Below are 24,233 nucleotides of genomic sequence, written 5' to 3' on the forward strand. Positions count from 1 at the left end.
TCTTACTCAGTAGATTACCACACTTAGTCTATATTTGCATTAAAGCGCTATCAATAAATATTTCAGCACTCTCCTTATTTATGAGTTTTATAAGCTTCGGAATATTTTGATCGTGTTTCATCGTATTCATGGAACGTTAGGCTATTTAACGCCTAGTCAGGGCTGCTAATACATCCATAGCTCAAAAAGGGCTGTCTTAAAAGTCAGAAATGACCATAGACAACACCTTTGCGAGCTTCACTATGCTATTTTTTTACACTTTAAACTTCATAACAAGAGCTTCAAGACTTCGTGAATCTTTGCTAAGCAAGTCTGTAAGTGAGGCAACCTCCTGAACTAAAGAATTTTGCTTGGCTGTCATATTATTCACAGCTTTAACTCCTGTAAGCGACTCTTCAGCTATGGTTGCCATCTCGGTAACAGATGCTGCAATTTCTTCTGAGCCTGCTGCCATTTGTTCGCTAATAGCAGATACTTCTTGAACTTGCAAAGCCACTTGCTGAGTGGATTTCAAAATTTTTGAAAACGACTCGATTGTTTCATTCATCTTTTTTTGACCCGTCACTACCTCTTCCGTAACTTGCTGCATTGCTCGTTCAGTTTCTTGAGAGTCTTTTACAATATCTTGTAACAATCCAAATATTTTTCCTGCTGAAGTTGATGAATGTTCTGACAGTTTGCGGATTTCGCTGGCCACTACCGAAAAGCCTCTTCCATGCTCGCCTGCTCTTGCCGCTTCAATTGAAGCATTTAACGCAAGCAAATTCGTTTGACTCGCTATTTCCGTAATGGCACTGACAATTTTCTCAATATGAGACGTCCGTTCTTTCAAATTAGATACGATTTCTACTGTAGAACCTACAGAATCACTTATTTGAATCATCTGCTTGCTAACTTGCTGTATAAAATTCACGCCGCTTGCCGCCTCTTTCTCCGTCTCATTTGCGACATTAGCAAGATCCTCCGCAGATATAGCGACACGCTGTACACCTATAGACATTTCATTGATTGCATGGGAAGCATCAAGTGTACTTTGCACCGATGTTGTTGCCCCCAGCTCAATACTGACTCCCTGTCTCGCTATTTCCTCTGTCGCACTTGCAGTTTCTTTCGTATTCTCTACCAGTTTACTTGAAGAAGCCAATACACTACTGGAGGTATCACGGACATCTTTAATAATAGATTGCAGAGTCTCCAACATAGCATTTAAGGATTTTGAGATTTCTCCGATTTCATCTTTGCCAGAGTAATTGAGTCTTCCGGTAAGATTCCCCCCGCTCTGCGCAATTTCGGCGATTTTTTCATTGACTAACTTAAGCGGCTTTAACTTAACATAAATAATAATAAATATCGCAAGTAATGCTCCAAATGTAATGATAAGCAAAAGCACAGTTACTTTAAGCATCCAGCTTGCTTTTTGCTTTGAAGCGTTTGCTTCATTTTCCGCTCTCTTATTCATTTTCTCTTGAAACTGCTGTAGCGGCTCTGAGATGGTCTTTTTAATATTATTGTATTTGCTGTCAAACATGAGTTGTCGGGCCTTGGTAAAATCTTTCTCTTCCACAGCTTTCATTGCTTCGTTCTCTGTTTTGACAAGAGCATCCGAAGTTTGCTTTGACAATGATATAAGATCCAGCTCTTCTTTGGGCGCTCCCAATTCAGTTAATCTATCCACTACATGCTCTCTCGTTTTGGTCTCGTTTACTTCCTTCCAATAGTTATCATAATGGACTTTGTCTCCGAACTGCACGAAGGCTCTAACTTCGTTAGTTAGATAGTCTGAGGAGTTGGCTAAATCGAAACCTAGCTGTTTGAATTCTGCTTGCCTTTTTACAGCGTCACGTTCCTGCGCTACGCTCTTTTGAAGGATAACAACACTAATTCCGTTCAGGACCGTTAGAAAAACAAAAACTCCACTCATCATTTTAAGCCAGGTAGAAATCCTCATGATTAGCTCACTCCTTTGTTGTGTAAAAAATCCTTACTCCAATTTATCGGTCGACTTTATTCGACAAAAAATAGGTATTTATACTCATTTAAAGAGAAGTGGATGCGTCATAGCAAAAAGCGCAAGTTCAAGGTATAGATCTAGTCCTTGAACTTGCGTTTTTTTCACCAAAATTAAAAAGTTCATGCCGGAAAAACTCGATTTTTGCAATGCATACGACTTCTCCTATAACGGCATAATAAGCTTTGGAGGTGATAAAGATGACAGAAGCTAGCGTGCTGAATATAGATACCGACAGTCTAGTGCAGGCTTGGCAAAAAACGCTGCCTACCGTAATGAAAACATCTGATGAATGCCATATTCAAGCTGATGAAAAATTTCCAGACACATTATTAATTCATATTAAAAATGCAGGACGCTCTCACTATTCCTTTGATTTTAGATGTAAATATGTCGATAAACGTGAGGTTCATGTTGATTTTCTCGATGTCGAGCAAGATAACAAATCCATTGATGAGCAAACTGAGGATATTCGATTGTTAATTGAAGATTATATTAGAGATATTCACGAATGTGCACAACAGTTGAAAGGACTGACAAAGCAATGACAAAAGCTAAAACTGACGTAGATAAAAATCTTGAGCCTAATACTAGCAATCCGCACTATAACGATCATCATTCCAATAAAACAAAACCCGGAAATGAACCGCTTTCAGGATCTAAAAAAGTAAAAAACCTGAATCATTCGCGCAGCAACCACGGAGAAGGCTCTTAATTAAGGAAAACCGTCAGGAGAATTGGCCTGACGGTCTCTTTTTAATCAATTTCTAAAATTCCGATGTCTACAATCCGTCTACAATTTTAGGAAAAAATAAAACCCAGTCCTCATGCGGACTAGGCTTTCATGGTGGAGGCAAGGGGAATTGAACCCCTGTACAAAGATCACGTCACACGTTTTTTCTAAGGGTATAGTCACAATTTTGATTTTATCTGCGGGAACACCCTGTACTATCCGGTCCTATTCGCTACAATATCGTCTATTTCACATTTAAGTAACAGGTATCTATGAACACTTCTCATGATCGGGACTTTGGTTAAGTTATATTTCTCCACGAACAACTTCATTTCGTCTTTGGAGAGACCGAGTAATCCTCCTGCCTCCGTGACGGTTAATACAACTATTTTACTCGTTGCATTATACGTCTTTTTTACTTTTAGATTCCAGTCTTCAAATCTGTTCATATCGGGTTTCCTCTCTCTTTCCTAATCGATCGGAATACTTCATTATAACATGACTTCAGACAAATACAGTTTCTATTCCGAAAATTTATTCCATAACAAAAGCCCTACCTCATGCGGTAGGGCTTTTCATGGTGGAGGCGAGGGGAGTTGAACCCCTGTCCGAAGATCACGCCACACGGCTTTCTACGGGTGTAGCTGCAGTTTTGATGTCACCTAGAAAGACCCCCTGCAACGCGGTTCTTCATAGGTCAGCCTGATTATCTTCTTCCGTCGACCCCAGGCGGAGACCGAAGCGGCGTATCCCACTACTTGTTAGCCCCTAGTCTAGTCACATGGGCGATGCTAGGTAGGAGCACGCTAACAGGTTATTAAGCTGCTAAAGCGTAGTTTGTTTGTTGTTTGCCGTTTAATAGGCTTTAGCGTTGATGAAGCAGACGACTCCCTGCTACCCGCTGGCTCGCGCTCGTCCAATCCCCGTCGAATCCAAGAACGCCCCCAGATAAGCATAAATACATCACAACGTAGGTGAGTATTTAGCGATTAAAACGAAGTATAGTAGCTTCACATCTACAAAGTAATCAACTCTTATACTCTGCTCTAAGCTTCGTTCATTCTTCAATCACACTATTTCCTACAACGTTATTGTATCACATCTACGTTGATTTTGTGCACACTTGTTATTTCCAACTAGTAACTTACTATCGGATCACTTTTTGCTTTTCACGTAACACACGTTGAATTTCGCGTTGTGCATCTCGTTTAGCTGCTGTCTCACGTTTATCGTACTGCTTTTTCCCTTTTCCGAGTCCGAGCAATAACTTCGCATAACCGTTGCGAATATAAACTTTGAGCGGCACGATTGAATAGCCTTCTTGCTTGGACTGTCCGAGCAGCTTACGTATTTGTTCCTTGTGCATCAGTAATTTCCGTGTGCGAGTCGGATCTGTTGGATTATGAATATTTCCTTGTTCAAAAGGACTAATGTGCATATTGTGAATAAAAATTTCACCATTTCTAATGGTAGCAAACGCGTCACTAATGTTTGCTCTTGCATTACGTAACGATTTAATTTCTGTTCCTTTTAATACCATTCCCGCTTCAAAGGTTTCCTCAATGAAATAATCATGGGAAGCTTTGCGGTTTTGGGCCAGTTGTTTACCATCACTTTTTTTACTACCCACGTCATTCACCTCGCTTGTTAAATATACTCCAAAGCAGATACTAATTATAACAATTATAATGTGCAAAATCAACAATTTCTATTCTCCATCAAACTTGGCTAATATGCAAAGAAAGCCGCTATACCAATAAGGTAAGCGACTTTCCGAACTCGTTGTTAGTTAGCTATTATAGCTTTACAACGTTTTCTGCTTGTGGTCCGCGGTTTCCTTCAACTACGTTGAACTCAACACGTTGGCCTTCATCAAGAGTTTTGAAACCATCACCTACGATAGCTGAGAAGTGAACGAATACATCGTTTCCGCCTTCAACTTCGATGAAACCAAAACCTTTTTCAGCGTTAAACCATTTTACTGTACCTTGTTGCATGTGGATATACCTCCAAAAAAAATTGTATTAATATGCGCCTGTTTCGTTATTACACAAAAAATTCACACATTGGAAAAGGTTCATGATCGTAATGACACCCTTTTCAATATGCGAATTCAGGTTCATATCATCGATATGTCTTGAGTATACTATACCCTTTATTAAATTGCAAGTAACAAATTTCTAAATACAAGTTCCATATCAGGAAGTGTATGCAGCCTTTTCGACATATTGGCTAGAAACCGACAAAATGTGATTAGCATCGCAATGGATGCCTACATTTAGTATCACATTTTGCCGTTTTTTTATTCATACCTAGCTAACAATGTCGGAATTTTTACGATTTATTTTTCTTTTTATTTGGTTTTCTAACTGGTTTTTTATCTATTTTCTTGTCCGTTTTCTTACCTTGTTTCGTAGATACTTTATCACGTGCTTTATGTTTTAACTTTTTCCCCGTTCGTTCTCCGAACAAAATCGTCGTTTCCTCTGACTGCTCTGTTGGGATGACTCCCGCTTGATCTGCTTGTTTCGCTTTTGCTCGTTTACTTTTATTATATGGCTCTTGCCAATACGGTGTCCCAGAATTGCTTGCCTTCTTTTTTACCGGAAGCCCCCACATATCCGTTTGGATGGATGATGTACGTTGTGTCCTGACGCTATTATCTTGTTCCCCATTTATGTTACGATTAGCAGTTTGAGGCGATCTGCCGCCGCTGTTATTGCTACTGTTTGTACCAATGTTTTTACCATTATAGTTATTACGCTTACTACTATTGATGCTATTTGAATTGTTGTTTCTACTCGTTCTATTACCACTCTGTTCCTTTTTGTTTGTCCAAGGATTGCTGCTTGCGACGCTTTTGTTACTTGCACCGTTAGCAGTGCTTCCACCAGTGGCAGCACTTCGACTAGATCTACCTGTTTGACCAGTTGAACCAACTTGACCGCTTTTATTATTTCTACCGTTGCCACGACCGCTTTGTTTAAAATGTTTAAATGATTTTGCACTACTACCAGCTTTTTGACTGGCAAGCTCGAAGTCAATGGTATGTTCATTCATATCAACACGTGCGACACGTACTGCTAGTTCGTCACCAATGCGGTATATTTGCGATGTTCGTTCTCCAACCAAAATCATATGCTGCTCATGGAAATTGTAATAATCGTCTGTTAGGTCGCTAAGTCTAATCAAGCCTTCTACTGTATTATCCAGCTCTATAAACATACCGAAGCTCGTAACACTGCTAATAATACCAGTAAATTCTTCGCCCACTTTATCGAACATGTATTCACATTTTTTCAATTTTTCTGTATCACGCTCAGCTTCTACAGCTACTCTTTCTCGCTCAGAGGAATGTTTTGCCACATCAGGCATTCTACCTTTCAATACTTCGAAACGAGCTTCTGTAAGTGTACCGCCGTTTGCTAATACTTCTCGAATAACACGATGGATCATCAAGTCAGGATAACGTCTTATAGGTGAGGTGAAGTGTGAGTAGTAAGGTGCTGCCAATCCAAAGTGTCCTAAACTTTCCGCATCGTACTTCGCTTGTTTCATAGAACGCAACATCATCGTCGATAAAACAGTAGCTTCTTTCGTACCTGCAATATCTTCCAGCAATGTTTGCAACGCTCGTGGATGAACAGAATTTCCTTTACCTTTGACCGTATAGCCAAAGTTAGCTGCAAATTGCATAAATGTTAGTAGTTTTTCTTGATCGGGATCTTCGTGAATACGATATATAAAAGGGACCTTCAACCAATGAAAATGTTCGGCTACCGTTTCGTTCGCTGCCAACATAAATTCTTCAATCAATTGTTCGGCTATCGAACGTTCTCGCTTTACTATATCGATGGCTTTTCCTTCACTATCGACAATAATTTTTGCTTCTTGAAAGTCAAAATCGATTGCGCCGCGTTTCATTCGTTTTGTTCTTAACTTCGTTGCCAATTTCTCCATCTGCATGACCATATCTAGTATGGGAGCATATCGTTCTTTAAGCTCAAGCTCTGGGTTTTCATCATCAGCAACAATTAATTTACGTACATCAGTGTAAGTCATACGCTCTGTCGTGTTAATGATACTTAAAAAGATGCGGTGGTTTACTCGCTGCATCGTTTTTGCATCAAATTCCATCTCGCATGATAGTGTAAAACGGTCAACTTGCGGATTTAGCGAACAGATTCCATTCGACAAACGATGAGGCAGCATCGGAATAACCCGATCGACCAAATAAACGCTACAGCCACGTCGATACGCTTCTCGATCTAGCTCTGATCGTTCCGGCACATAGTAACCAACGTCAGCAATATGGACTCCTAATAAGAAATTACCATTCTCTAACCGTTTTACATGTACAGCATCATCCAAATCTTTGGCATCTTCACCATCTATTGTAATAATTAATTCATTTCGTAAATCGACTCGACCTTGTTCTGTTATTTCTTGTTGTTCTATATGATCCGGACGAAGTAACGCTTCCTCCATCACTTCTTCTGGAAATCCTTCTGGTAGTTGATGTTTGCGAACAATCGATAATATATCAACGCCTGGATCATTTTTGTGTCCCAGAATTTCGATAACTTCGCCTTCCGCTGCTGTTCTACCTTCTGGATAATTGACAATGCGAACAACTACTTTTTGCCCATTCACTGCACCATTAAATGCGGTTTGGGGGATAAATATATCACGCTGAATACGTGTATCATCTGGCAGAACAAAGGCATACGTTTCCAATGCTTCAAATGTTCCAACCAATTGTGTAACTGCTCGCTCGATAATACGCACAACTTCGCCTTCCATGCGACCACCGTTTGCACTTTGACTAGTTACACGTACTAATACGATGTCGCCATTCATTGCGCTTTTCAAATCGTTAGCGTGAATATAAATATCTTGCTGTTCCTTATCGTCACTAATTAAAAAAGCAAAGCCTTTGGCGTGTGCTTGAACTTTACCGCGAATTAAATTCATTCGTTCTGGCACACCATAGCGATCATTGCGTGTACGAAGGATGCTACCTTCTTCTTCTAATCGATTTAACGTTTGTAAAAATTGTTTAAATGAACGAGCATCCGCAATAGCGAAATGTGCTTCCAACTCCTGATACGTCATTGGTTTGTAAGCAACTTCTTGCATGAATTGCAATATATGCTGTTCTAATTGTTGATCATTATGATCCATTGTAATACTCTCCTCTTAATACAAGCACTGTATCGGTTTATATATATATTTATATGTTAATAATTTCAAGGTTTGCTCTATCTATTAAGTAGTATACACGTATTTGTTGAACAGCATCCATCATTTATAAATAAAAAAATAACTTTTCTACGTATATAGGGATGGAAAACAATACAAAAAAGACGAGCCTTATTCGCTCGTCTAATATTGATTGAATTACCATTCAATAAAATATGAAAGAATTAACGATAATAAGAAAAATCCTGTCGCCAATCCAGCAGTCAGACGCTGTAAAAACAAGTCCAAACCACGTGCCTTCTGCTTGCCGAATAAATGCTCAGCTCCTCCAGAAATTGCTCCAGATAAACCTGCACTTTTTCCTTTCTGCAAAAGAACGACTGCGATAAGTCCTATCGCAAAGACAACAAGCAAAATTTTTAAAGTGATTTCCACGAATTCCACCTCCAAGATAGGCACTCCGAAAAACATATGAAGTAATTTTATCATAATTGCAAATGAATTACAATAGAGCGAGCTTGTTACTTAACAATACTACGAATTTGAGCAATTCGCTCTGGATTAATGGCTTCCATAAAACTGTTATTGTAACGTACAGCACTCCCATAATGTACTTGCTTTACCTTTGTATGCTCCACAAATACTTTACTGTTTTCTGGTGATAGTCCTCTACCACCAAGTATAGCGATATTATGTTTTGCAGCTGCTATTTGCAATTGCGCTAACTGTTCTAATGCATCTATCGCTTTCGGCTTTCCACCAGATGTTAATATTTGAGCAATTTCACCTTTATATTGAGACAATACATCAAGTCCAGCAAACTGATCATCTAGTTCATCAAATGCACGATGAAATGTTACTTTCAAACCAGCAGCCACTTTCAACAATGATTCTAACGCCGCTTGATCAATTTCTTTTTGTTCATTCAGCACACCAAGTACTACTCCTGCTGCACCGTTATCTTTAGCTATTTGAATATCGTTTCGCATAATTTGCAAATCTTCGGAACTGTAGCAAAAGGACTGACTATGCGGACGAATCATCACTTGCACTGGAATAGTAGCTGCTGTAACCGCTGCTGCAATCATCGCTGCACTAGGTGTTAGTCCCCCTTCTTGTATGCCTGTTACCAGTTCAATTCGGTCTGCTCCACTTGCTGAAGCGGTATGTACATCCGCAATATTAGTTGCAATCACTTCAATCAGCATATGCTTCTATCCTTTCTTCTATATTTTTACTAGTAAATCCATCTTTTTCTTATCTCATAAGTGTACTCTTTAGCTGTCAATTTAACATAAAAAAGATGCTCTCCAGTCGAGAGCATCTTCATTATACTACAATTTTTAGTTGAAATCTTTCATATTATAAAATGCTTCTTTACCGCCATATTGCGCTGTACTACCCAATTTATCTTCGATGCGAAGCAACTGGTTGTATTTCGCAACACGGTCTGTACGTGAAGGAGCACCTGTTTTAATTTGACCAGCATTTGTTGCAACAGCGATATCTGCAATGGTGCTGTCTTCACTTTCACCAGAACGGTGAGAGATAACTGCTGTATAACCCGCACGTTTTGCCATCTCAATAGCATCAAATGTTTCTGTAAGTGTTCCGATTTGGTTCACCTTAACTAGAATCGAGTTACCAACACCTTGTTTGATACCATCGGATAGACGCTCTGTATTCGTAACAAACAAGTCATCACCAACAAGTTGAACTTTGTTGCCAAGCTTGTCTGTTAACAGCTTCCAACCTTCCCAGTCGTCTTCCGAACAACCGTCTTCGATGGAGATAATTGGATATTTGTCTACCCAAGAAGCCATCAAGTCTACAAATTCTGCTGATGTAAAGGATTTACCTTCACCAGCTAGTACATATTTTCCATCTTTGTAGAACTCAGTAGAGGCTACGTCCATACCTAGGAATACGTCAACGCCTGGTTTGTATCCAGCACGCTCAATAGCCGAGATGATTGTCGTAATTGCTTCTTCGTTAGATGATAGGTTAGGAGCGAAACCACCTTCATCACCTACTGCTGTGTTCAATCCTTTTTCACTTAAAACAGATTTCAAGTTATGGAAAATTTCTGCGCCGATACGTAGAGCTTCTTTGAAGTTTGCTGCACCTACAGGCAATACCATAAACTCTTGTACGTCGATGTTGTTATCCGCATGCTCACCACCATTGATGATGTTCATCATTGGAACTGGCAATGTTTTTGCGTTGAATCCTCCCAAGTAATTATAAAGCGGTACATCTAGTGCATCAGCAGCAGCACGCGCTACCGCCATGGATACAGCTAGAATTGCGTTAGCACCTAGTTTTGCTTTGTTAGGCGTACCATCTAGCTCGATCATCAAACGGTCAATCGCTACTTGCTCCAGAGCATCCATACCGATCAACTCAGGAGCGATAATAGAGTTAACGTTATCTACAGCTTTTTCTACCCCTTTACCTAAGTAACGGCTTTTATCTCCATCACGAAGTTCCACTGCCTCATAAGCTCCTGTAGAAGCTCCTGAAGGAACAATTGCACTACCTTTTGCACCAGACTCTAACGTTACTTCTACTTCGACTGTTGGATTTCCACGTGAATCCAAAACTTCAAGTGCATACACATCAACGATCATTGACATATTTATTACATCCTCTCTGTTATCCATTATAGTAGTTTACATTTTCATAAATAGTTCTAATCATCGATTTCACCTTAACTGTTTAGCCAGTTAGATTAATCAACAAGTAGTGAACTGCCCGTCATTTCTGCTGGTTTCTGCAAACCAAGCAGCTGTAACAACGTTGGAGCAATATCAGCTAGAATACCATCATCTCGTAGCTTATAGTCTTTGCTAGTAACAATTAGTGGTACAGGATTCGTCGTATGTGCAGTATAGGGACGACCTTGTTCATCAAACACCATATCAGCATTACCATGATCGGCTGTAATGATGCACACGCCACCTTTGGCGAGCACAGCATCTACTACCTGCCCAACACACTCATCTGTTACTTCAACCGCTTTAATCGTTGGCTCTAGCATCCCTGAGTGACCTACCATGTCTGGGTTAGCAAAGTTCAAAATAATCGCATCATGCTTATCAGCTTCGATTTCCTTCACCGTAGATGCAGCTAATTCATAAGCACTCATCTCCGGTTGCAAATCGTAGGTAGCTACTTTAGGAGAATTGATGAGCACTCTAGTTTCACCAGGTAGTTCCACGTCCCGCCCACCGCTGAAGAAAAATGTCACATGCGGATACTTTTCTGTCTCAGCTGTACGTAATTGTGTCATACCAGCCTGGGCAATAACCTCTCCAAGAGTATTATCCAGGTTTTTTGGTGAATAGGCAACATATCCGCCAATCGTCTCACTAAATTTAGTCAAACAAACAAAATGTAGGTTAGTCGGTCTACCTTCTCCACGATCAAAACCATGGAAATCTTCGTTTGTAAACACTTGTGAAAGTTGAATAGCACGATCGGGACGGAAATTAAAAAATACTACTGAATCACCAGACTCTACTAATCCAACCGGCTGTTGCTCTTCATTGACAATAACCGTCGGCAGCACAAACTCGTCTAATACAGATGCTTCATACGATTGTACAACTGCCTGTACCGGATCGGTAGCTACAGGTCCTTCGCCATATACCATCGCACGGTAAGATTTTTCCACTCGCTCCCACCGTTTATCGCGATCCATCGCATAGTAACGCCCCTGTACTGTTGCAATTTGTCCAACACCAAGCTCTGTAATTTTCGCTTGTAGTTTTTCAATATACGCTTTAGCACTATCTGGCATCACGTCACGTCCATCCAAAAAGGCATGAATGTATACGTCTTTCATTTCTTCTTTTTTGGCTAGCTCCAACAATGCGAAGAGATGCTCGATATGACTGTGCACCCCACCATCAGATACTAATCCGTACAAATGAAGCTTCGTTCCGTTTTCTTTCGCATGCTTTACTGCTGCTAATAACGTTTCATTGCTATAAAAATCGCCATCGCGAATGGATTTGCTAATTCTAGTTAAATCCTGATAGACGATACGTCCCGCTCCAATATTCAAATGACCAACTTCTGAGTTACCCATTTGTCCATCTGGCAGACCAACCGCTTCCCCACATGCTACTAACGTCGTATTCGGATACTCTGTTAAATAGCGTGTATAATTAGGCTTTTTAGCTTGCTGTACCGCATTTCCTTCGGCGGTATTGCGCAAACCAAAACCGTCCATAATAATTAAAGCTACTGGTTTACGAGTACTCATCTTACTTGGCCCCCCGGACCAAAGCGATATAGGATGCCGGCTCAAGACTTGCTCCGCCTACAAGCGCACCATCAATATCTGTTTGCCCCATATATTCTACAACAGTTTCTGGTTTTACACTTCCACCATATTGAATACGTACTGCATCAGCTGTAGTTTGATCATACAATTCCGCTACGATACTACGGATATAACCGATAACATCTTGTGCATCTGCTGCTGTAGATGATTTTCCAGTACCAATCGCCCAAATCGGCTCGTAAGCAATAACTGTTTCCGCTACTTGTGCAGCTGTAAGACCTGCTAATGCTCCAACCGTTTGTGTTTTACACACATCTTTTGTCTGACCAGCATCGCGCTCTTCCAGCTTTTCACCCACACAAACGATAGGAAGAAGATTATGTTTAAATGCAGCATGCATTTTTTTATTTACAATTTCATCAGTCTCTGCAAAATACGCACGACGCTCAGAGTGTCCGATAATAACATATTTCACACCGATTTCTTTTAGCATCAATCCACTAATTTCACCAGTATAAGCACCGTTATCTTCGAAGTGAACGTTTTGTGCACCGATTGCAATGCTAGTTCCTTGTACCGCTTCTACCAAAGCTGGCAGCGTCGTATACGGCGCACAAATAACACTTTCTACCCCGTCTACTTCCGCTTCTCCTTTAACAGCTTCAACAAACTGTTTTGCTTCGGATATTGTTTTAAACATTTTCCAGTTACCTGCAATAATAGGCTTTCTTGTACTCACGCTAACCCCTCCTCGATTACTTGTCGTTAAGAGCAACTACTCCTGGCAATTGTTTGCCTTCCATAAACTCTAGAGAAGCTCCACCGCCGGTAGAGATAAAATTCATTTTATCCGCCAAACCAAATTTCTCTGTAGCTGCAGCAGAATCTCCACCGCCGATTATAGTATAACCTTCCGTTGCTGCGCAAGCATTAGCAACTGCTACAGTACCGTGAGAGAATGGATCGATCTCAAATACGCCCATCGGCCCGTTCCAAACAACAAGTTTAGAATTTTTAATAACATCCGCATAGATCTCTCTTGTTTTTGGACCAATATCGATGCCTTCCCATTCTGCTGGGATAGCTGTGCTATCAACGATTTGCGTGTTTGCATCAGCACTAAAATCATCTGTTACAACTATATCAACTGGAATATAAAAGTTTTTACCTAGTTTTTTCGCTTTTTCCATAAACTCAAGCGCTAAATCTAGTTTACTATTATCTACAAGTGATTTACCAATTTCATGACCTTGTGCTTTGAAGAATGTATAAGAAAGTCCACCACCAATAATAACGTTATCAGCGATTTCTAACATTTTATCAATAACAGCAATTTTATCTTTTACTTTAGATCCACCAACGATAGCTGTAAATGGACGTTCTGGGTTGTGTAGTGCTTTTCCTAGAACTTCTAGTTCACGCTCCATTAACAAACCAGATACTGCTGGCAAGTGGTGTGCAATACCTTCTGTTGAAGCATGAGCACGGTGTGCTGCTCCAAAAGCATCATTTACGAACAAATCAGCCAAAGAAGCAAATGCTTTTGCTAGCTCAGCATCATTTTTCTCTTCGCCTTCGTAGAAACGAACGTTTTCTAGCAACAATACGTCACCATTGTTCAATTCACTTACCATTTTTTCTACTTCTGGACCGATAGCTTCCATTGCTTTCGCTACTGGTTTACCAAGTAATTCGGATAGACGAGCTTGTGCAGCAGTATGGCGCAATTCTTCTACTACTTGACCGTTTGGACGTCCCAAATGGCTTGCCAAAATAATTCTCGCACCTTTTTCTATCAAATAATTAATGGTTGGCAACGTCTCACGAATACGTTTGTCATCAGTAATAACACCATTTTCTAGAGGTACGTTGAAGTCAACGCGAACGAATACTTTTTTGCCAGTTAGATCAGCAATATCACGGATACTTTTTTTCATCATTTTTTTGCCTCCTAAAGTAGATTAAAAAAGAAAGCGCCTCTTCCTGCATGCAGGAAGAAACGCTCGATGGTCGGGCCTGTAAAGGCGCAAACCAGAAACCAAAGCTCTCTTAAGAGAGCTTTGGTCAGCAGCTTTCTTTCCTTACAGACCTTTAGCAGCAATATAAGCAGCTAGATCTACTACACGGTTGGAGTAACCCCACTCGTTGTCGTACCAAGAAACTACTTTAACCATATTTCCTTCTACTACCATTGTAGATAGTGCATCGATTGTAGAAGATGCTGGATCTCCATTGTAATCGCTAGAAACTAGTGGCTCTTCGCTGAAGTTAAGAATACCCTTCATTGCGCCTTCTGAAGCTTCTTTCAACGCTGCGTTTACTTCTTCAACAGTAACGTTAGCTTTAACTTCTACAACCAAGTCAGTAACAGAAACGTTAGCAGTTGGAACACGCATAGCCATACCACTTAGTTTACCTTTTAGCTCTGGCAATACTAGAGATACTGCTTTAGCAGCTCCTGTAGTGGATGGAATAATATTTTCTGCCGCTGCACGTGCACGACGTAGATCTTTATGAGGTACGTCAAGTACGGATTGGTCATTTGTATAAGAGTGAACTGTTGTCATCATACCTTTAACGATACCAAATTTTTCATTTAGTACTTTTGCAAAAGGAGCTAGACAGTTAGTTGTACATGATGCGTTGGAAATAATAGTATGATTAGCTGCATCGTATTTCTCTTCGTTAACACCCATAACGATTGTAATATCTTCATCAGAAGCTGGAGCAGAAATAATAACTTTTTTAGCTCCACCTTTTAAGTGCAATTCTGCTTTATCTTTTGCTGTGAAAATACCTGTTGATTCTACAACGATTTCCACACCTTGAGCTCCCCATGGAAGGTCTGCTGGGTTACGTTCTGCAAATACTTTGATTTCTTTACCGTTAACGATAATTGCGCCTTCTTTTGCTTCTACAGTAGCATCCAAAACGCCATGAGTTGTATCGTATTTAAGAAGATGTGCAAGTGTTTTTGTGTCAGTCAAATCATTAACCGCTACGATTTCCACCTCTGTGTTATTAAGTGCAGCGCGGAATACGTTACGACCAATACGTCCAAAACCATTAATACCTACTTTAACCATGTGTAAATTCCTCCTAAGCATTATAAACTCATATTTATTTCAAAACGCAACAGCATATTAAAAAGTAGTAGGAGCGGAACGGGCTTTCACGAGTAAAAGCAATGCCCTATTACATTTCATAAACACCTTGCGTTATGAGACCACTTTTATGACTAGCTCTATTGTACGATTTACAGTTGTACTAGCAGATCATTATCGCTTTCTTGCCGAATAATACGGACTATTTCTTGCGCTGCTGCTTCATCTGTAATTAATACATCATTATGCCCAAAACGCATAATTGCTATAATGGCTTCCGCTTTACTTTTGCCACCAGCAACACCTATAACAAATTCCATTTTTAAAATATCTTCGAGTCGTAAACCAACGGTTTGGGTTTTGTGGACTACTGCACCTTTACGATCAAAGTAATATCCAAATGCTTCAGCCAGCGCTCCTTCAGCCTCCAATGAAGCTACAAGTTCCTCTGACAATTTGCGGCGACGTGCCATAACCATAGCATCACCGATACCATGCACAACAATACGTGCGCTGCGAATAACTTGGACGATCTCTTTAATGTTCGGTTCTTGCATAATCGAATCATAAGCTTCTTTCCCCAAATGATCGGGTACATGAAGCAATCGATAATGACCACCTGTACGCTTTGCCATAGTAGATGCAAGTGTATTGGCTTGATAATCTACACTTTCTCCTAGACCACCACGAGCCGGTACAAACCAGTTGCTTTTCAGCGGCATCGATGAAGTCATTTGATTCGCTACTTGAACCATTGTCGTACCACCTGTTATCGCTACTACGTCTTCTGGACGTAATGCTTCGCGCAACACTTGACATCCTGCTCTGCCTAGCTCTTTCTTCGTTTGAATGGATGTTTCGGAATCACCAGCAACGACTACAACTTGTTTCAAGCCAAAATGTTGGCTTATTTCCTGTTCCAATTCTGTTAAACCAAATAACGTCTTATACATCGGCTGCAACTGTTGTAATAATAGCTTACCTGACTCACTTATCCGCATGCCGACCGCACTTATTTCCAGCAGTCCTTGTTCTTTCAAGCGATCTGTCTCAGCTCGTAATATACGTTCTGTCATAGACAGTGCTTGCGCCAATGCTCTGCGACCAATCTGATCAGATAGCATCACCTGATGCAATATTAAGTAGCGTTTTCGCATAACATCCAGAAGTTCGGGTACAAGTTGCTGTTGCAGTTCAATGATCTGTCGCATTTGTTATCCTTCACTCCATCAATCGACTCAGCCTATCTTTACCTCAGCTAATTTCGATTATCATTTCTCTTATGGACTTTTTTCGTCCCGTATAACCAAATTTAGTCCCACTTATATTTTAACTAAGTTATCAGATAACTGCAAGTGCTATCTATCACTTGAAAACGATTACGATGTAAATATTTTGTATAGTATTGTTTATAATTAGGTTTTATAGACCTGTCTGAAAAAAATACAACAAATTTTCAGCGTTCTCTTGCTTAAAGCGCTTGAGTAGCCTATAATCGTTTTTGTGACTATTTTTCATTTGCGCCCGTGGTCCAATGGATATGACGTAGGCCTCCGGAGCCTGAGATCCAAGTTCGATTCTTGGCGGGCGCGCCATTTTTTACTTAAATAAGTTTACTTCTTACATATGATGTACAAACTGCTGTAATATAACCGTGTTATATTGCAGCAGTTTTTTATTTAAAAAATAATCTCTGACCATCTTTGACTTTTAAGTTTTTTTCCGTTATGATAAGTTTATAAAAAATAATCCAGTCTATATCTGGCAGCAATACGAATATAATGGATAAGCCACTAAGCTTATGTAAACAGAGGAGGAGCACAAATATGAATTTTGTACCTATGGTTATTGAACAAAGCAATCGAGGTGAACGTTCTTACGACATTTACTCCCGTTTGCTCAAAGATCGTATTATTTTTCTCGGATCAGGTGTCAATGATGCTGTTGCTAATTCAATTATTGCTCAATTATTATTTCTAACAGCCGACGATCCAGAAAAAGATATCTCTTTGTATATTAACAGCCCAGGTGGTTCGATTACAGCTGGAATGGCTATATATGATACGATGCAATTTATTAAGCCTGACGTATCTACCATTTGTGTTGGTATGGCAGCATCTATGGGTGCGTTTCTGCTCTCAGCTGGTGCCAAAGGCAAACGGTTTGCACTACCGAATAGTGAAGTGATGATTCATCAGCCGCTTGGCGGAGCAGAAGGGCAAGCAAGCGATATCGAAATTCGCGCTCGTCGCATTCTAAAAATGCGTGACAAGTTAAATGGCATTCTTGCAGATCGTACAGGGCAGCCGTTAGAACGCATTGAACAAGATACCGATCGTGACTACTTTATGAGTGCGAGTGAAGCGGTAGAGTATGGTCTGATTGATAAAGTAATTGAACGAGTATAATCAATACTTCCTAACAATGATAATATAACCTCAACAGATATGACAGCCACAACTATTTCGATCTAACGAGAAACCTACTATTTGTAGTAGCAAAAACTCGTTATATATAATAAATAGTTGTGGTTTTCTTTTGCGTTTACAGCTACTTTTCAGGTGATTTTCCTCACTTCTGCAAACCGCCGTCGATGCTATGCTGAGCTTACATCATTATTGCTACAGGGAAGTGACCGTATGGAATTAGCTACATTAGAAAAAGTGGAACAATTAGCACTAAAAAAAAGGGGCGTCTATCTACAAAGTAAGCGATTGTATATAATGCGCGCGATATTAGCTGGTATGTTTATTGGATTTGGTGTAATCGTTTCATTCAAATCAGGCAGTTTTTTTTATAACGTTGATTCACCTTTAGCATATCCCATCGCCGCGTTAACATTTTCTACTGCCATTATTTTAATTACGTATGCAGGTGGCGACTTATTTACTGGCAATACTTTTTACTTCACCTACACCTCATTACGGAAAAAAATTAGCTGGCTAGAAACGATCAAATTATGGATTATTAATTATAGCGGTAATTTTATAGGTGCCATTTTATTCGCTTTACTCATATGGGCGACAGGATTATTCGAATCAGCTACCGCTAATGGCTTCTTATTATCTGTTGTTAAAGCAAAAACAAGCGCGCCAGTGACACAATTATTTTTTAGAGCGATCCTTTGTAATTGGTTGGTTAGTTTAGCTTTTTACATCCCGATGTCCATGAAACAAGATGGCGCTAAATTATTTGCGAAAATGTTATTTGTATTTGCCTTCTTCATCTCCGGTTATGAGCATAGTATTGCAAATATGGGAACTTTTGCGATAGCCTTTATTACTAATGAGCCAGATGCGATTACAATCGCTAGTGCTCTGCACAATTTAATTCCCGTAACACTCGGCAATATTATCGGTGGAAGTTTCTTTATGGGATGGCTATACTACTACTTAAATAAATCAACACTCGAGCAACAACGAGATTAAAATAAATTTATTAAACAAAAAAAGCGTAAGTTAGGGATAACTTGTTCCCAAACTTACGCTTTTTTATAACTATCCACAATAGTAGCTGCTTCTTAGTTGTTACGAATATACTAAGTACCGGTGCAAAAGTAAAAAGAAAAGCCAGCTGCATGAATGAAAAGTTAGTCATGCGACCTTTCCTCGCACTTTAGCGACTCTTCAAGTTGAAGAGTTAAGTATTATTGGTTTTCTAGCTCTTCCTTGCTTACAAGAGCAACTAGAGCGTTTACAGCCTGTTCTGCGTCCGAACCTTCTGCACTAATGGATACTTCGGTGCCTGAACTGATTGCAAGACTCATAATACCCATAATTGATTTCGCGTTCACTTTTTTATCGTCTTTTTCAACGAATACCTCGGAGGAGAATTTATTTGCCTCTTGTACGAATAACGCGGCCGGTCTAGCATGAAGACCTGTTTTTAGACGAACGACAACAGGAAGCCTTGTCATGAAATCATAACCCCCTCTATTTTATTAAATCATTAATCACCATAATAATCACATATACTTGATTATATCATTTTACAGCACATTGCACTAGGTAAAATTCACCCGCCACGAATTTTTTCAGCAAGTTCATCAATTTTTCGCAATCTATGGTTAACACCGGACTTGCTCACCTTCACTCGGAGCATTTCGCCCACTTCGGTTAAATTCAAATCTGGATGCTCAAGACGCACTTCTGCCACTTCTCGCAGCTTGTCAGGTAAACTGTCCAAACCAATTTCTTTTTGTAACAATTTAATGTTATCAATTTGGCGGACAGCAGCACCAATCGTTTTATTTAAGTTTGCCGTTTCACAATTAACAATTCGATTAACAGAATTACGCATATCGCGCATAATCCTTACATCTTCAAACTTAAACAACGCTTGATGAGCACCAATAATATTTAGAAATTCAATTATTTTTTCGCCTTCTTTGAGGTACATGATGAAGCCTTTTTTCCGTTCGATATATCTAGCGTTCAAATCAAAACTGTTAGCCAGTGATACTAATGCTGTACAATGCTCGGCATACATCGATGAAATTTCCAAATGATAAGATGAACCTTCTGGATTATTCACAGAGCCACCAGCCAAAAATGCACCTCGCAAGTAAGATCGTCTGCAACAAGTTTTTTCAATCATTCTTTTTTCAATACCAGCTACAAAAACAAATCCTTCGGAAGTTATGCCAAGTTTTTTTAATATTTCTTGTACTTTTACCGGAATTCGAACAATATATACATTATTTTTTTTTAGACGCATTTTTTTACGAACTAATAGCTCCATATGCACATCAAAGTGTCTTTTTAGTAACGTATAGATTTTCCTAGCAATTGCTGCGTTTTCCGTAGAAATGTCAAGAACGACTTTACGGCTAGATAAGCTAACGGACCCATTCATCCGTAACATTGCAGATAATTCTGCAAGCTCACAACAACTATCCGCTTCAATCAATGTTAGCTCTTTTTTAGTTTGGGCTGCAAAAGACATCTTTCGCTCACCTCTTTCTCAACATCCAGTTCTCCACTAACTTATATATGTGATGACTTAAACGTTCGGTATCGTGTCTTAAAAAAGTTTGGAATAATACAAGTCTATCTGCAATTACTTTATATCCGCGTTGCGCGACTTCATCCAAATCTAATTGAACCGCTTTCGCTCCTTTTTCAGCATATTTATCTTCAATTTGTTGTGGTATCTCCCCATTATTGACAATAACATAATCAAATAGATGATGACCAATATGATGATAAATAGCATCCAAATGATCACTTACCGTATAGTTATCCGTTTCGCCTGGTTGTGTCATAACGTTGCAAACAAATAGTTTAACTGCGTCTGATTTTAGAATCGCTTCGGATAGTTTTGGCACTAGCAAGTTTGGCATAATACTTGTATACAAACTTCCGGGTCCTATTAGTACCGCATCAGCTTGTTCAATTGCTTCCACCGCTTCTGGCAAAGCTTCGATCACTGCTGGCTCAAGAAAAACCCTTTTAATAATTTGTCCTGATTTAGGTATATTCGATTCACCAGTAACGATAGAACCATCTTCCATCTCTGCGCTCAATACGATGGCAGTTGCCGCTGCTGGCAAAACTCTTCCTCTTACAGCGAGTACACGACTCAATTCCTTGACACCTGTTACAAAATCACCAGAAATGTCGGTCATAGCAGCTAACATCAAGTTACCTAAACTATGTCCCGCAAGCCCTGTACCGTTATTAAATCGATACTGCAACACATCGGTAAGTAACGGTTCTACATCCGCTAGTGCCATCAGCACGTTACGAATGTCACCGGGAGGTGGAATTTGCAATTCATTGCGAAGTCGTCCTGAGCTACCACCATCATCAGCTACCGTCACAATAGCAGTAATATCCAGTGGTTTATGTTTAAGACCTCGCAACATCACTGATAATCCCGTTCCTCCACCGATCACAACAATCTTTGGATGCACATCAATCTTATCTCTGATTTGTGTGTCCTCCTCTCGTTATGGCCTGTCGCGATCACTATCCCGATGACTTACACGAATACGCTCTGTTTCACTATTACTCAAAACATTGCCCAAATATTCCGCAATTGCTACAGATCGATGCTTTCCACCAGTACAGCCAATACCAATAACGACTTGACTCTTACCTTCTCTTTTATATAATGGCATTAAAAATTGCAACATATCAATAAGTTTAGCTAAAAATTGTTGCGTTTCTGGCCATTTCATCACATAATCATACACGTCTGGATGTTGCCCAGTGTTAGGACGTAAATGATCAATATAATGTGGATTTGGTAAAAAACGTACATCAAATATTAAATCGGCGTCAATAGGTGAGCCATATTTAAAGCCGAACGAAGTAACATGCACCGACAACGTACTTTGTTCCAAAGTAGAAAAACGAGAAATAATGTGCTCTTTTAATTGCGCAGGTTTTAACTTACTTGTATCGATCACAAATGATGCTGATCCAAGTAAATCTTCCAGCATTCTTCTCTCTTGTCGAATTCCTTCAAGCGGCATGCCATCTTGCGCAAGCGGATGTCTTCTTCTACTTTCTTTGTAACGTTGTACTAGCACTTGATCCGTTGCATCTAAAAATACAATTTCACAGCTTATCGTAGTATGTTCCTTCATATATCCTAATGATTCTGATAATGCAGTAAAAAATTCACGACTACGCAAATCAATTACTAATGCTACCTTACCAATCTTTCCATTAGACTGTTCAATTAATTCGGCAAATTTAGGAATAAGTACAGGTGGTAAATTATCCACGCAGAAAAATCCCAAATCCTCTAGACTCTGAACAGCAATCGTTTTCCCTGCTCCGGACATTCCCGTAATAATTACAAGCTTAGCCATTGCTGCTGTCGATTCCACAGTACACACCTACTATCCTCTTAGAATAAGCCCAGCTGCTCCAACAACACCCGCATTGTTGCCTAACACTGCAGGTACGATGCTTACGCCTTCTTTTGCTTGATCAAGCGCATATTTTTCATATACTTCTCTTATCTGATCGAATAAGAAATCTCCTGCTTTAGAAACTCCACCACCAATAATAAATGCTTGTGGATTTAATATTATTGACATCATAGCCATAGATTTACCCAAATAATAAGCAGCTCTACTTACTATTCTTGCCGCTACTTCATCGCCAGCTTTCGCTGCATCAAACACATCTTTAGCTTCAATATCTACTACTTGCACTAAGCTTGTACGCTCCCCACGTTCTACAGCATCTTTCGCCATGCGAATAATACCCGTTGCTGAAGATACGGATTCTAGACAGCCCATTTTTCCACAACCACACTGTATCGCTTCTAAATCTGGAACAATCGCGATATGACCTAATTCTCCAGCCATACCATTGTATCCTTCTACAATTTTGCCATCTATTATAATACCTCCGCCAACGCCTGTACCAAGTGTATAACAAACACAATGATCGACTCCACGACCTGCACCAGCCCAAGCTTCTCCCAGTGCAGCCACGTTAGCATCGTTATTAATTTTAATAACCTTCTGTAACTCTTGCTCCAAAAATTGCTTCAAATTAGTATCAACAATATTCAAATTAGCGGAATACTTTACAATACCATTAGCGATATCTAGAAAGCCTGCAATTCCAATACCAACCCCAGCAACTTTTTCCCAGTCCAAATTCGCTTCACTAACTACAAGTCGTGAATAGTTTGCAATATTTTGCAGGATAGTGTCCGTTCCTTTACTCGTATCCGTCGGACCTTCATATGTGTGTAACAAGTGCCCCTCTTCATCACAAACTCCAACTTTAATCGAAGTACCTCCGACGTCTACTCCAACGTAAATATTTTCAGACATTACTTATCCACCTCATCTATATAGTTAAAGTTCTCTGTTCCAACTATAAACTTTGCATTACCTTCGGTCAAGATAGTTGCATGAATGAAGGAAAGCCATACCATCCATTTGGAACTGGCAGGTATAGCTTTCTTTATTTGCATGACTACTTAACAGTTTTATTATTAACTTTCCAAAAATCTTTCGCAGTCTAATGCTGCCATACATCCGCTACCAGCTGCCGTTATAGCTTGTCGATATTTGTTATCTTGTACGTCACCACAAGCAAATACCCCTGGTACATTAGTAAGCGACGTTCCTGGCTGTACTTGAATATAGCCTATTTCGTCTGTTTCGATTTGATTAGCTAAAAACTTCGTATTTGGTGTATGTCCGATCGACACGAATACGCCATCTGTTTCAATGATTTCCTCTTCACCAGTAGCATTGTTAAGCACTTTAAAGCCCGTAACTCCTAGCGGTCCAGAAACAACTTCAAGCGGTGTTCGATTTAAGCTCCAACTAATTTTATCATTAGCTCGTGCACGATCTTGCATAATCTTCGAGGCACGTAATTCATCACGACGATGAATAATCTCTACATTAGAAGCAAATTTAGTTAAGAAATTTGCTTCTTCCATAGCAGAGTCTCCACCACCAACAACAACAAGTTTTTTATCACGGAAGAAAAATCCATCACATGTCGCACATGTACTAACACCTTTACCTACATTATCTTTTTCACCAGGAATACCTAGATACTTTGCAGTAGCGCCTGTCGAAATAATCAATGTTTCACCAACTACTTCACCTTTGCCCTCCACTTGAATTTTGAATGGGCGTGCAGAAAGATCGGCACTATTGACCCAACCAGTCATAAACGTAGCTCCAAAGCGCTCTGCTTGTTTTCGCATGCTCGCCATTAGCTCTGGTCCAAGAATACCTTCAGGAAAACCAGGGAAGTTTTCTACATCAGTAGTCGTTGTCAACTGCCCTCCTGGTTCAGGTCCTTCAATAACAAGAGGATTCATATTCGCGCGTGCTAAGTAAATTGCTGCAGTTAATCCAGCTGGACCAGTTCCAATAATAATTGATTTGTACATCATTTTCACCTC

At 39.8% G+C, this 24,233-nt stretch carries 23 protein-coding genes, 1 tRNA gene and 1 other RNA gene; 5 read left to right on the top strand and 20 right to left on the bottom strand.

Annotation, left to right across the window (positions count from 1 at the left end):
• Window positions 1–253 precede the first annotated feature (253 nt).
• Complete coding sequence (locus tag ACFSTH_RS14985) at window positions 254–1,948, bottom strand: methyl-accepting chemotaxis protein (RefSeq protein WP_377769977.1); 1,695 nt, start codon at window positions 1,946–1,948, stop codon at window positions 254–256.
• A gap of 260 nt (window positions 1,949–2,208) precedes the next feature.
• Here ACFSTH_RS14985 and ACFSTH_RS14990 point away from each other — a divergent pair, with 260 nt between their 5' ends.
• Together ACFSTH_RS14990 and ACFSTH_RS14995 are read left to right on the top strand one after the other, a co-directional pair.
• Complete coding sequence (locus ACFSTH_RS14990; RefSeq protein ID WP_377769976.1) at window positions 2,209–2,556, top strand: hypothetical protein; 348 nt, start codon at window positions 2,209–2,211, stop codon at window positions 2,554–2,556.
• Window positions 2,553–2,723, top strand: a complete 171-nt coding sequence (locus ACFSTH_RS14995; RefSeq protein WP_377769975.1) for a small acid-soluble spore protein P — start codon at window positions 2,553–2,555, stop codon at window positions 2,721–2,723. Before ACFSTH_RS14990 ends, ACFSTH_RS14995 begins: the two co-directional genes overlap by 4 nt.
• A gap of 233 nt (window positions 2,724–2,956) precedes the next feature.
• Here the strand turns inward: ACFSTH_RS14995 and ACFSTH_RS15000 are convergent, their stop codons facing one another.
• From ACFSTH_RS15000 to ACFSTH_RS15060, 13 genes are all read right to left on the bottom strand, one after another.
• Complete coding sequence (locus tag ACFSTH_RS15000) at window positions 2,957–3,190, bottom strand: DNA-binding protein (RefSeq protein ID WP_377769974.1); 234 nt, start codon at window positions 3,188–3,190, stop codon at window positions 2,957–2,959.
• 129 nt (window positions 3,191–3,319) lie between these two features.
• Window positions 3,320–3,687, bottom strand: a transfer-messenger RNA (tmRNA) gene (gene ssrA, locus ACFSTH_RS15005).
• Window positions 3,688–3,888: 201 nt separating this feature from the next.
• Window positions 3,889–4,371, bottom strand: a complete 483-nt coding sequence (smpB, locus tag ACFSTH_RS15010) for an SsrA-binding protein SmpB (RefSeq protein WP_377769973.1) — start codon at window positions 4,369–4,371, stop codon at window positions 3,889–3,891.
• Window positions 4,372–4,537: 166 nt separating this feature from the next.
• Window positions 4,538–4,738, bottom strand: coding sequence for a cold-shock protein (locus ACFSTH_RS15015; protein ID WP_377769972.1), 201 nt, complete (start codon window positions 4,736–4,738; stop codon window positions 4,538–4,540).
• Window positions 4,739–5,075: 337 nt separating this feature from the next.
• Window positions 5,076–7,925 carry a ribonuclease R gene (gene rnr / locus ACFSTH_RS15020; RefSeq protein WP_377769971.1) on the bottom strand — a complete coding sequence of 950 codons (2,850 nt, stop codon included), beginning with the start codon at window positions 7,923–7,925 and terminating at the stop codon, window positions 5,076–5,078.
• A 216-nt stretch (window positions 7,926–8,141) separates the two neighbouring features.
• Entirely contained in the window at window positions 8,142–8,378 is a 237-nt protein-coding gene (gene secG / locus ACFSTH_RS15025; RefSeq protein ID WP_377769970.1) for a preprotein translocase subunit SecG, read from the bottom strand.
• A gap of 86 nt (window positions 8,379–8,464) precedes the next feature.
• Complete coding sequence (locus tag ACFSTH_RS15030; protein WP_377769969.1) at window positions 8,465–9,151, bottom strand: copper homeostasis protein CutC; 687 nt, start codon at window positions 9,149–9,151, stop codon at window positions 8,465–8,467.
• Window positions 9,152–9,286: 135 nt separating this feature from the next.
• Complete coding sequence (gene eno, locus ACFSTH_RS15035; RefSeq protein WP_377769968.1) at window positions 9,287–10,579, bottom strand: phosphopyruvate hydratase; 1,293 nt, start codon at window positions 10,577–10,579, stop codon at window positions 9,287–9,289.
• 95 nt (window positions 10,580–10,674) lie between these two features.
• Window positions 10,675–12,213, bottom strand: a complete 1,539-nt coding sequence (gpmI, locus tag ACFSTH_RS15040) for a 2,3-bisphosphoglycerate-independent phosphoglycerate mutase (RefSeq protein WP_377769967.1) — start codon at window positions 12,211–12,213, stop codon at window positions 10,675–10,677.
• Window position 12,214: 1 nt separating this feature from the next.
• Window positions 12,215–12,973, bottom strand: a complete 759-nt coding sequence (gene tpiA, locus ACFSTH_RS15045) for a triose-phosphate isomerase (protein WP_377769966.1) — start codon at window positions 12,971–12,973, stop codon at window positions 12,215–12,217.
• Between the two features lie 16 nt (window positions 12,974–12,989).
• On the bottom strand, window positions 12,990–14,174 hold the full coding sequence (locus tag ACFSTH_RS15050; RefSeq protein WP_377769965.1) for a phosphoglycerate kinase: 1,185 nt from the start codon (window positions 14,172–14,174) through the stop codon (window positions 12,990–12,992).
• Between the two features lie 141 nt (window positions 14,175–14,315).
• Entirely contained in the window at window positions 14,316–15,320 is a 1,005-nt protein-coding gene (gene gap / locus ACFSTH_RS15055; RefSeq protein ID WP_377769964.1) for a type I glyceraldehyde-3-phosphate dehydrogenase, read from the bottom strand.
• 170 nt (window positions 15,321–15,490) lie between these two features.
• On the bottom strand, window positions 15,491–16,549 hold the full coding sequence (locus ACFSTH_RS15060) for a sugar-binding transcriptional regulator (RefSeq protein WP_377769963.1): 1,059 nt from the start codon (window positions 16,547–16,549) through the stop codon (window positions 15,491–15,493).
• A 309-nt stretch (window positions 16,550–16,858) separates the two neighbouring features.
• On the opposite strand from ACFSTH_RS15060, the gene ACFSTH_RS15065 reads away from it, so the two are divergent.
• From ACFSTH_RS15065 to ACFSTH_RS15075, 3 genes are all read left to right on the top strand, one after another.
• Window positions 16,859–16,933, top strand: a tRNA-Arg gene (locus ACFSTH_RS15065).
• A gap of 186 nt (window positions 16,934–17,119) precedes the next feature.
• Complete coding sequence (gene clpP / locus ACFSTH_RS15070; protein ID WP_377769962.1) at window positions 17,120–17,746, top strand: ATP-dependent Clp endopeptidase proteolytic subunit ClpP; 627 nt, start codon at window positions 17,120–17,122, stop codon at window positions 17,744–17,746.
• A gap of 231 nt (window positions 17,747–17,977) precedes the next feature.
• The gene (locus tag ACFSTH_RS15075; protein ID WP_377769961.1) at window positions 17,978–18,766 is read left to right on the top strand and encodes a formate/nitrite transporter family protein; all 789 of its coding nucleotides are present in this window, start codon (window positions 17,978–17,980) and stop codon (window positions 18,764–18,766) included.
• Between the two features lie 218 nt (window positions 18,767–18,984).
• Here ACFSTH_RS15075 and ACFSTH_RS15080 read toward each other — a convergent pair whose 3' ends face one another.
• The 6 genes from ACFSTH_RS15080 to trxB all read right to left on the bottom strand — a co-directional run bounded on the left by ACFSTH_RS15080 (window position 18,985) and on the right by trxB (window position 24,221).
• A complete protein-coding gene (locus ACFSTH_RS15080) occupies window positions 18,985–19,254 on the bottom strand; it encodes an HPr family phosphocarrier protein (protein ID WP_028609180.1) in 270 nt (89 codons plus the stop codon).
• A gap of 98 nt (window positions 19,255–19,352) precedes the next feature.
• Complete coding sequence (whiA, locus tag ACFSTH_RS15085) at window positions 19,353–20,282, bottom strand: DNA-binding protein WhiA (RefSeq protein ID WP_377769960.1); 930 nt, start codon at window positions 20,280–20,282, stop codon at window positions 19,353–19,355.
• Between the two features lie 7 nt (window positions 20,283–20,289).
• Window positions 20,290–21,252, bottom strand: coding sequence for a gluconeogenesis factor YvcK family protein (locus ACFSTH_RS15090; protein WP_377769959.1), 963 nt, complete (start codon window positions 21,250–21,252; stop codon window positions 20,290–20,292).
• Between the two features lie 36 nt (window positions 21,253–21,288).
• Window positions 21,289–22,158, bottom strand: a complete 870-nt coding sequence (rapZ, locus tag ACFSTH_RS15095) for an RNase adapter RapZ (RefSeq protein ID WP_377770014.1) — start codon at window positions 22,156–22,158, stop codon at window positions 21,289–21,291.
• 30 nt (window positions 22,159–22,188) lie between these two features.
• Window positions 22,189–23,139: an ROK family glucokinase gene (locus ACFSTH_RS15100; protein ID WP_377769958.1), complete on the bottom strand. Its 951-nt coding sequence runs from the start codon at window positions 23,137–23,139 to the stop codon at window positions 22,189–22,191.
• Window positions 23,140–23,303: 164 nt separating this feature from the next.
• Complete coding sequence (gene trxB, locus ACFSTH_RS15105) at window positions 23,304–24,221, bottom strand: thioredoxin-disulfide reductase (protein ID WP_377770013.1); 918 nt, start codon at window positions 24,219–24,221, stop codon at window positions 23,304–23,306.
• Window positions 24,222–24,233 lie beyond the last annotated feature (12 nt).

This window comes from Paenibacillus yanchengensis (genome assembly GCF_042684845.1).
Lineage (GTDB): Bacteria > Bacillota > Bacilli > Paenibacillales > Paenibacillaceae > Pristimantibacillus > Pristimantibacillus yanchengensis.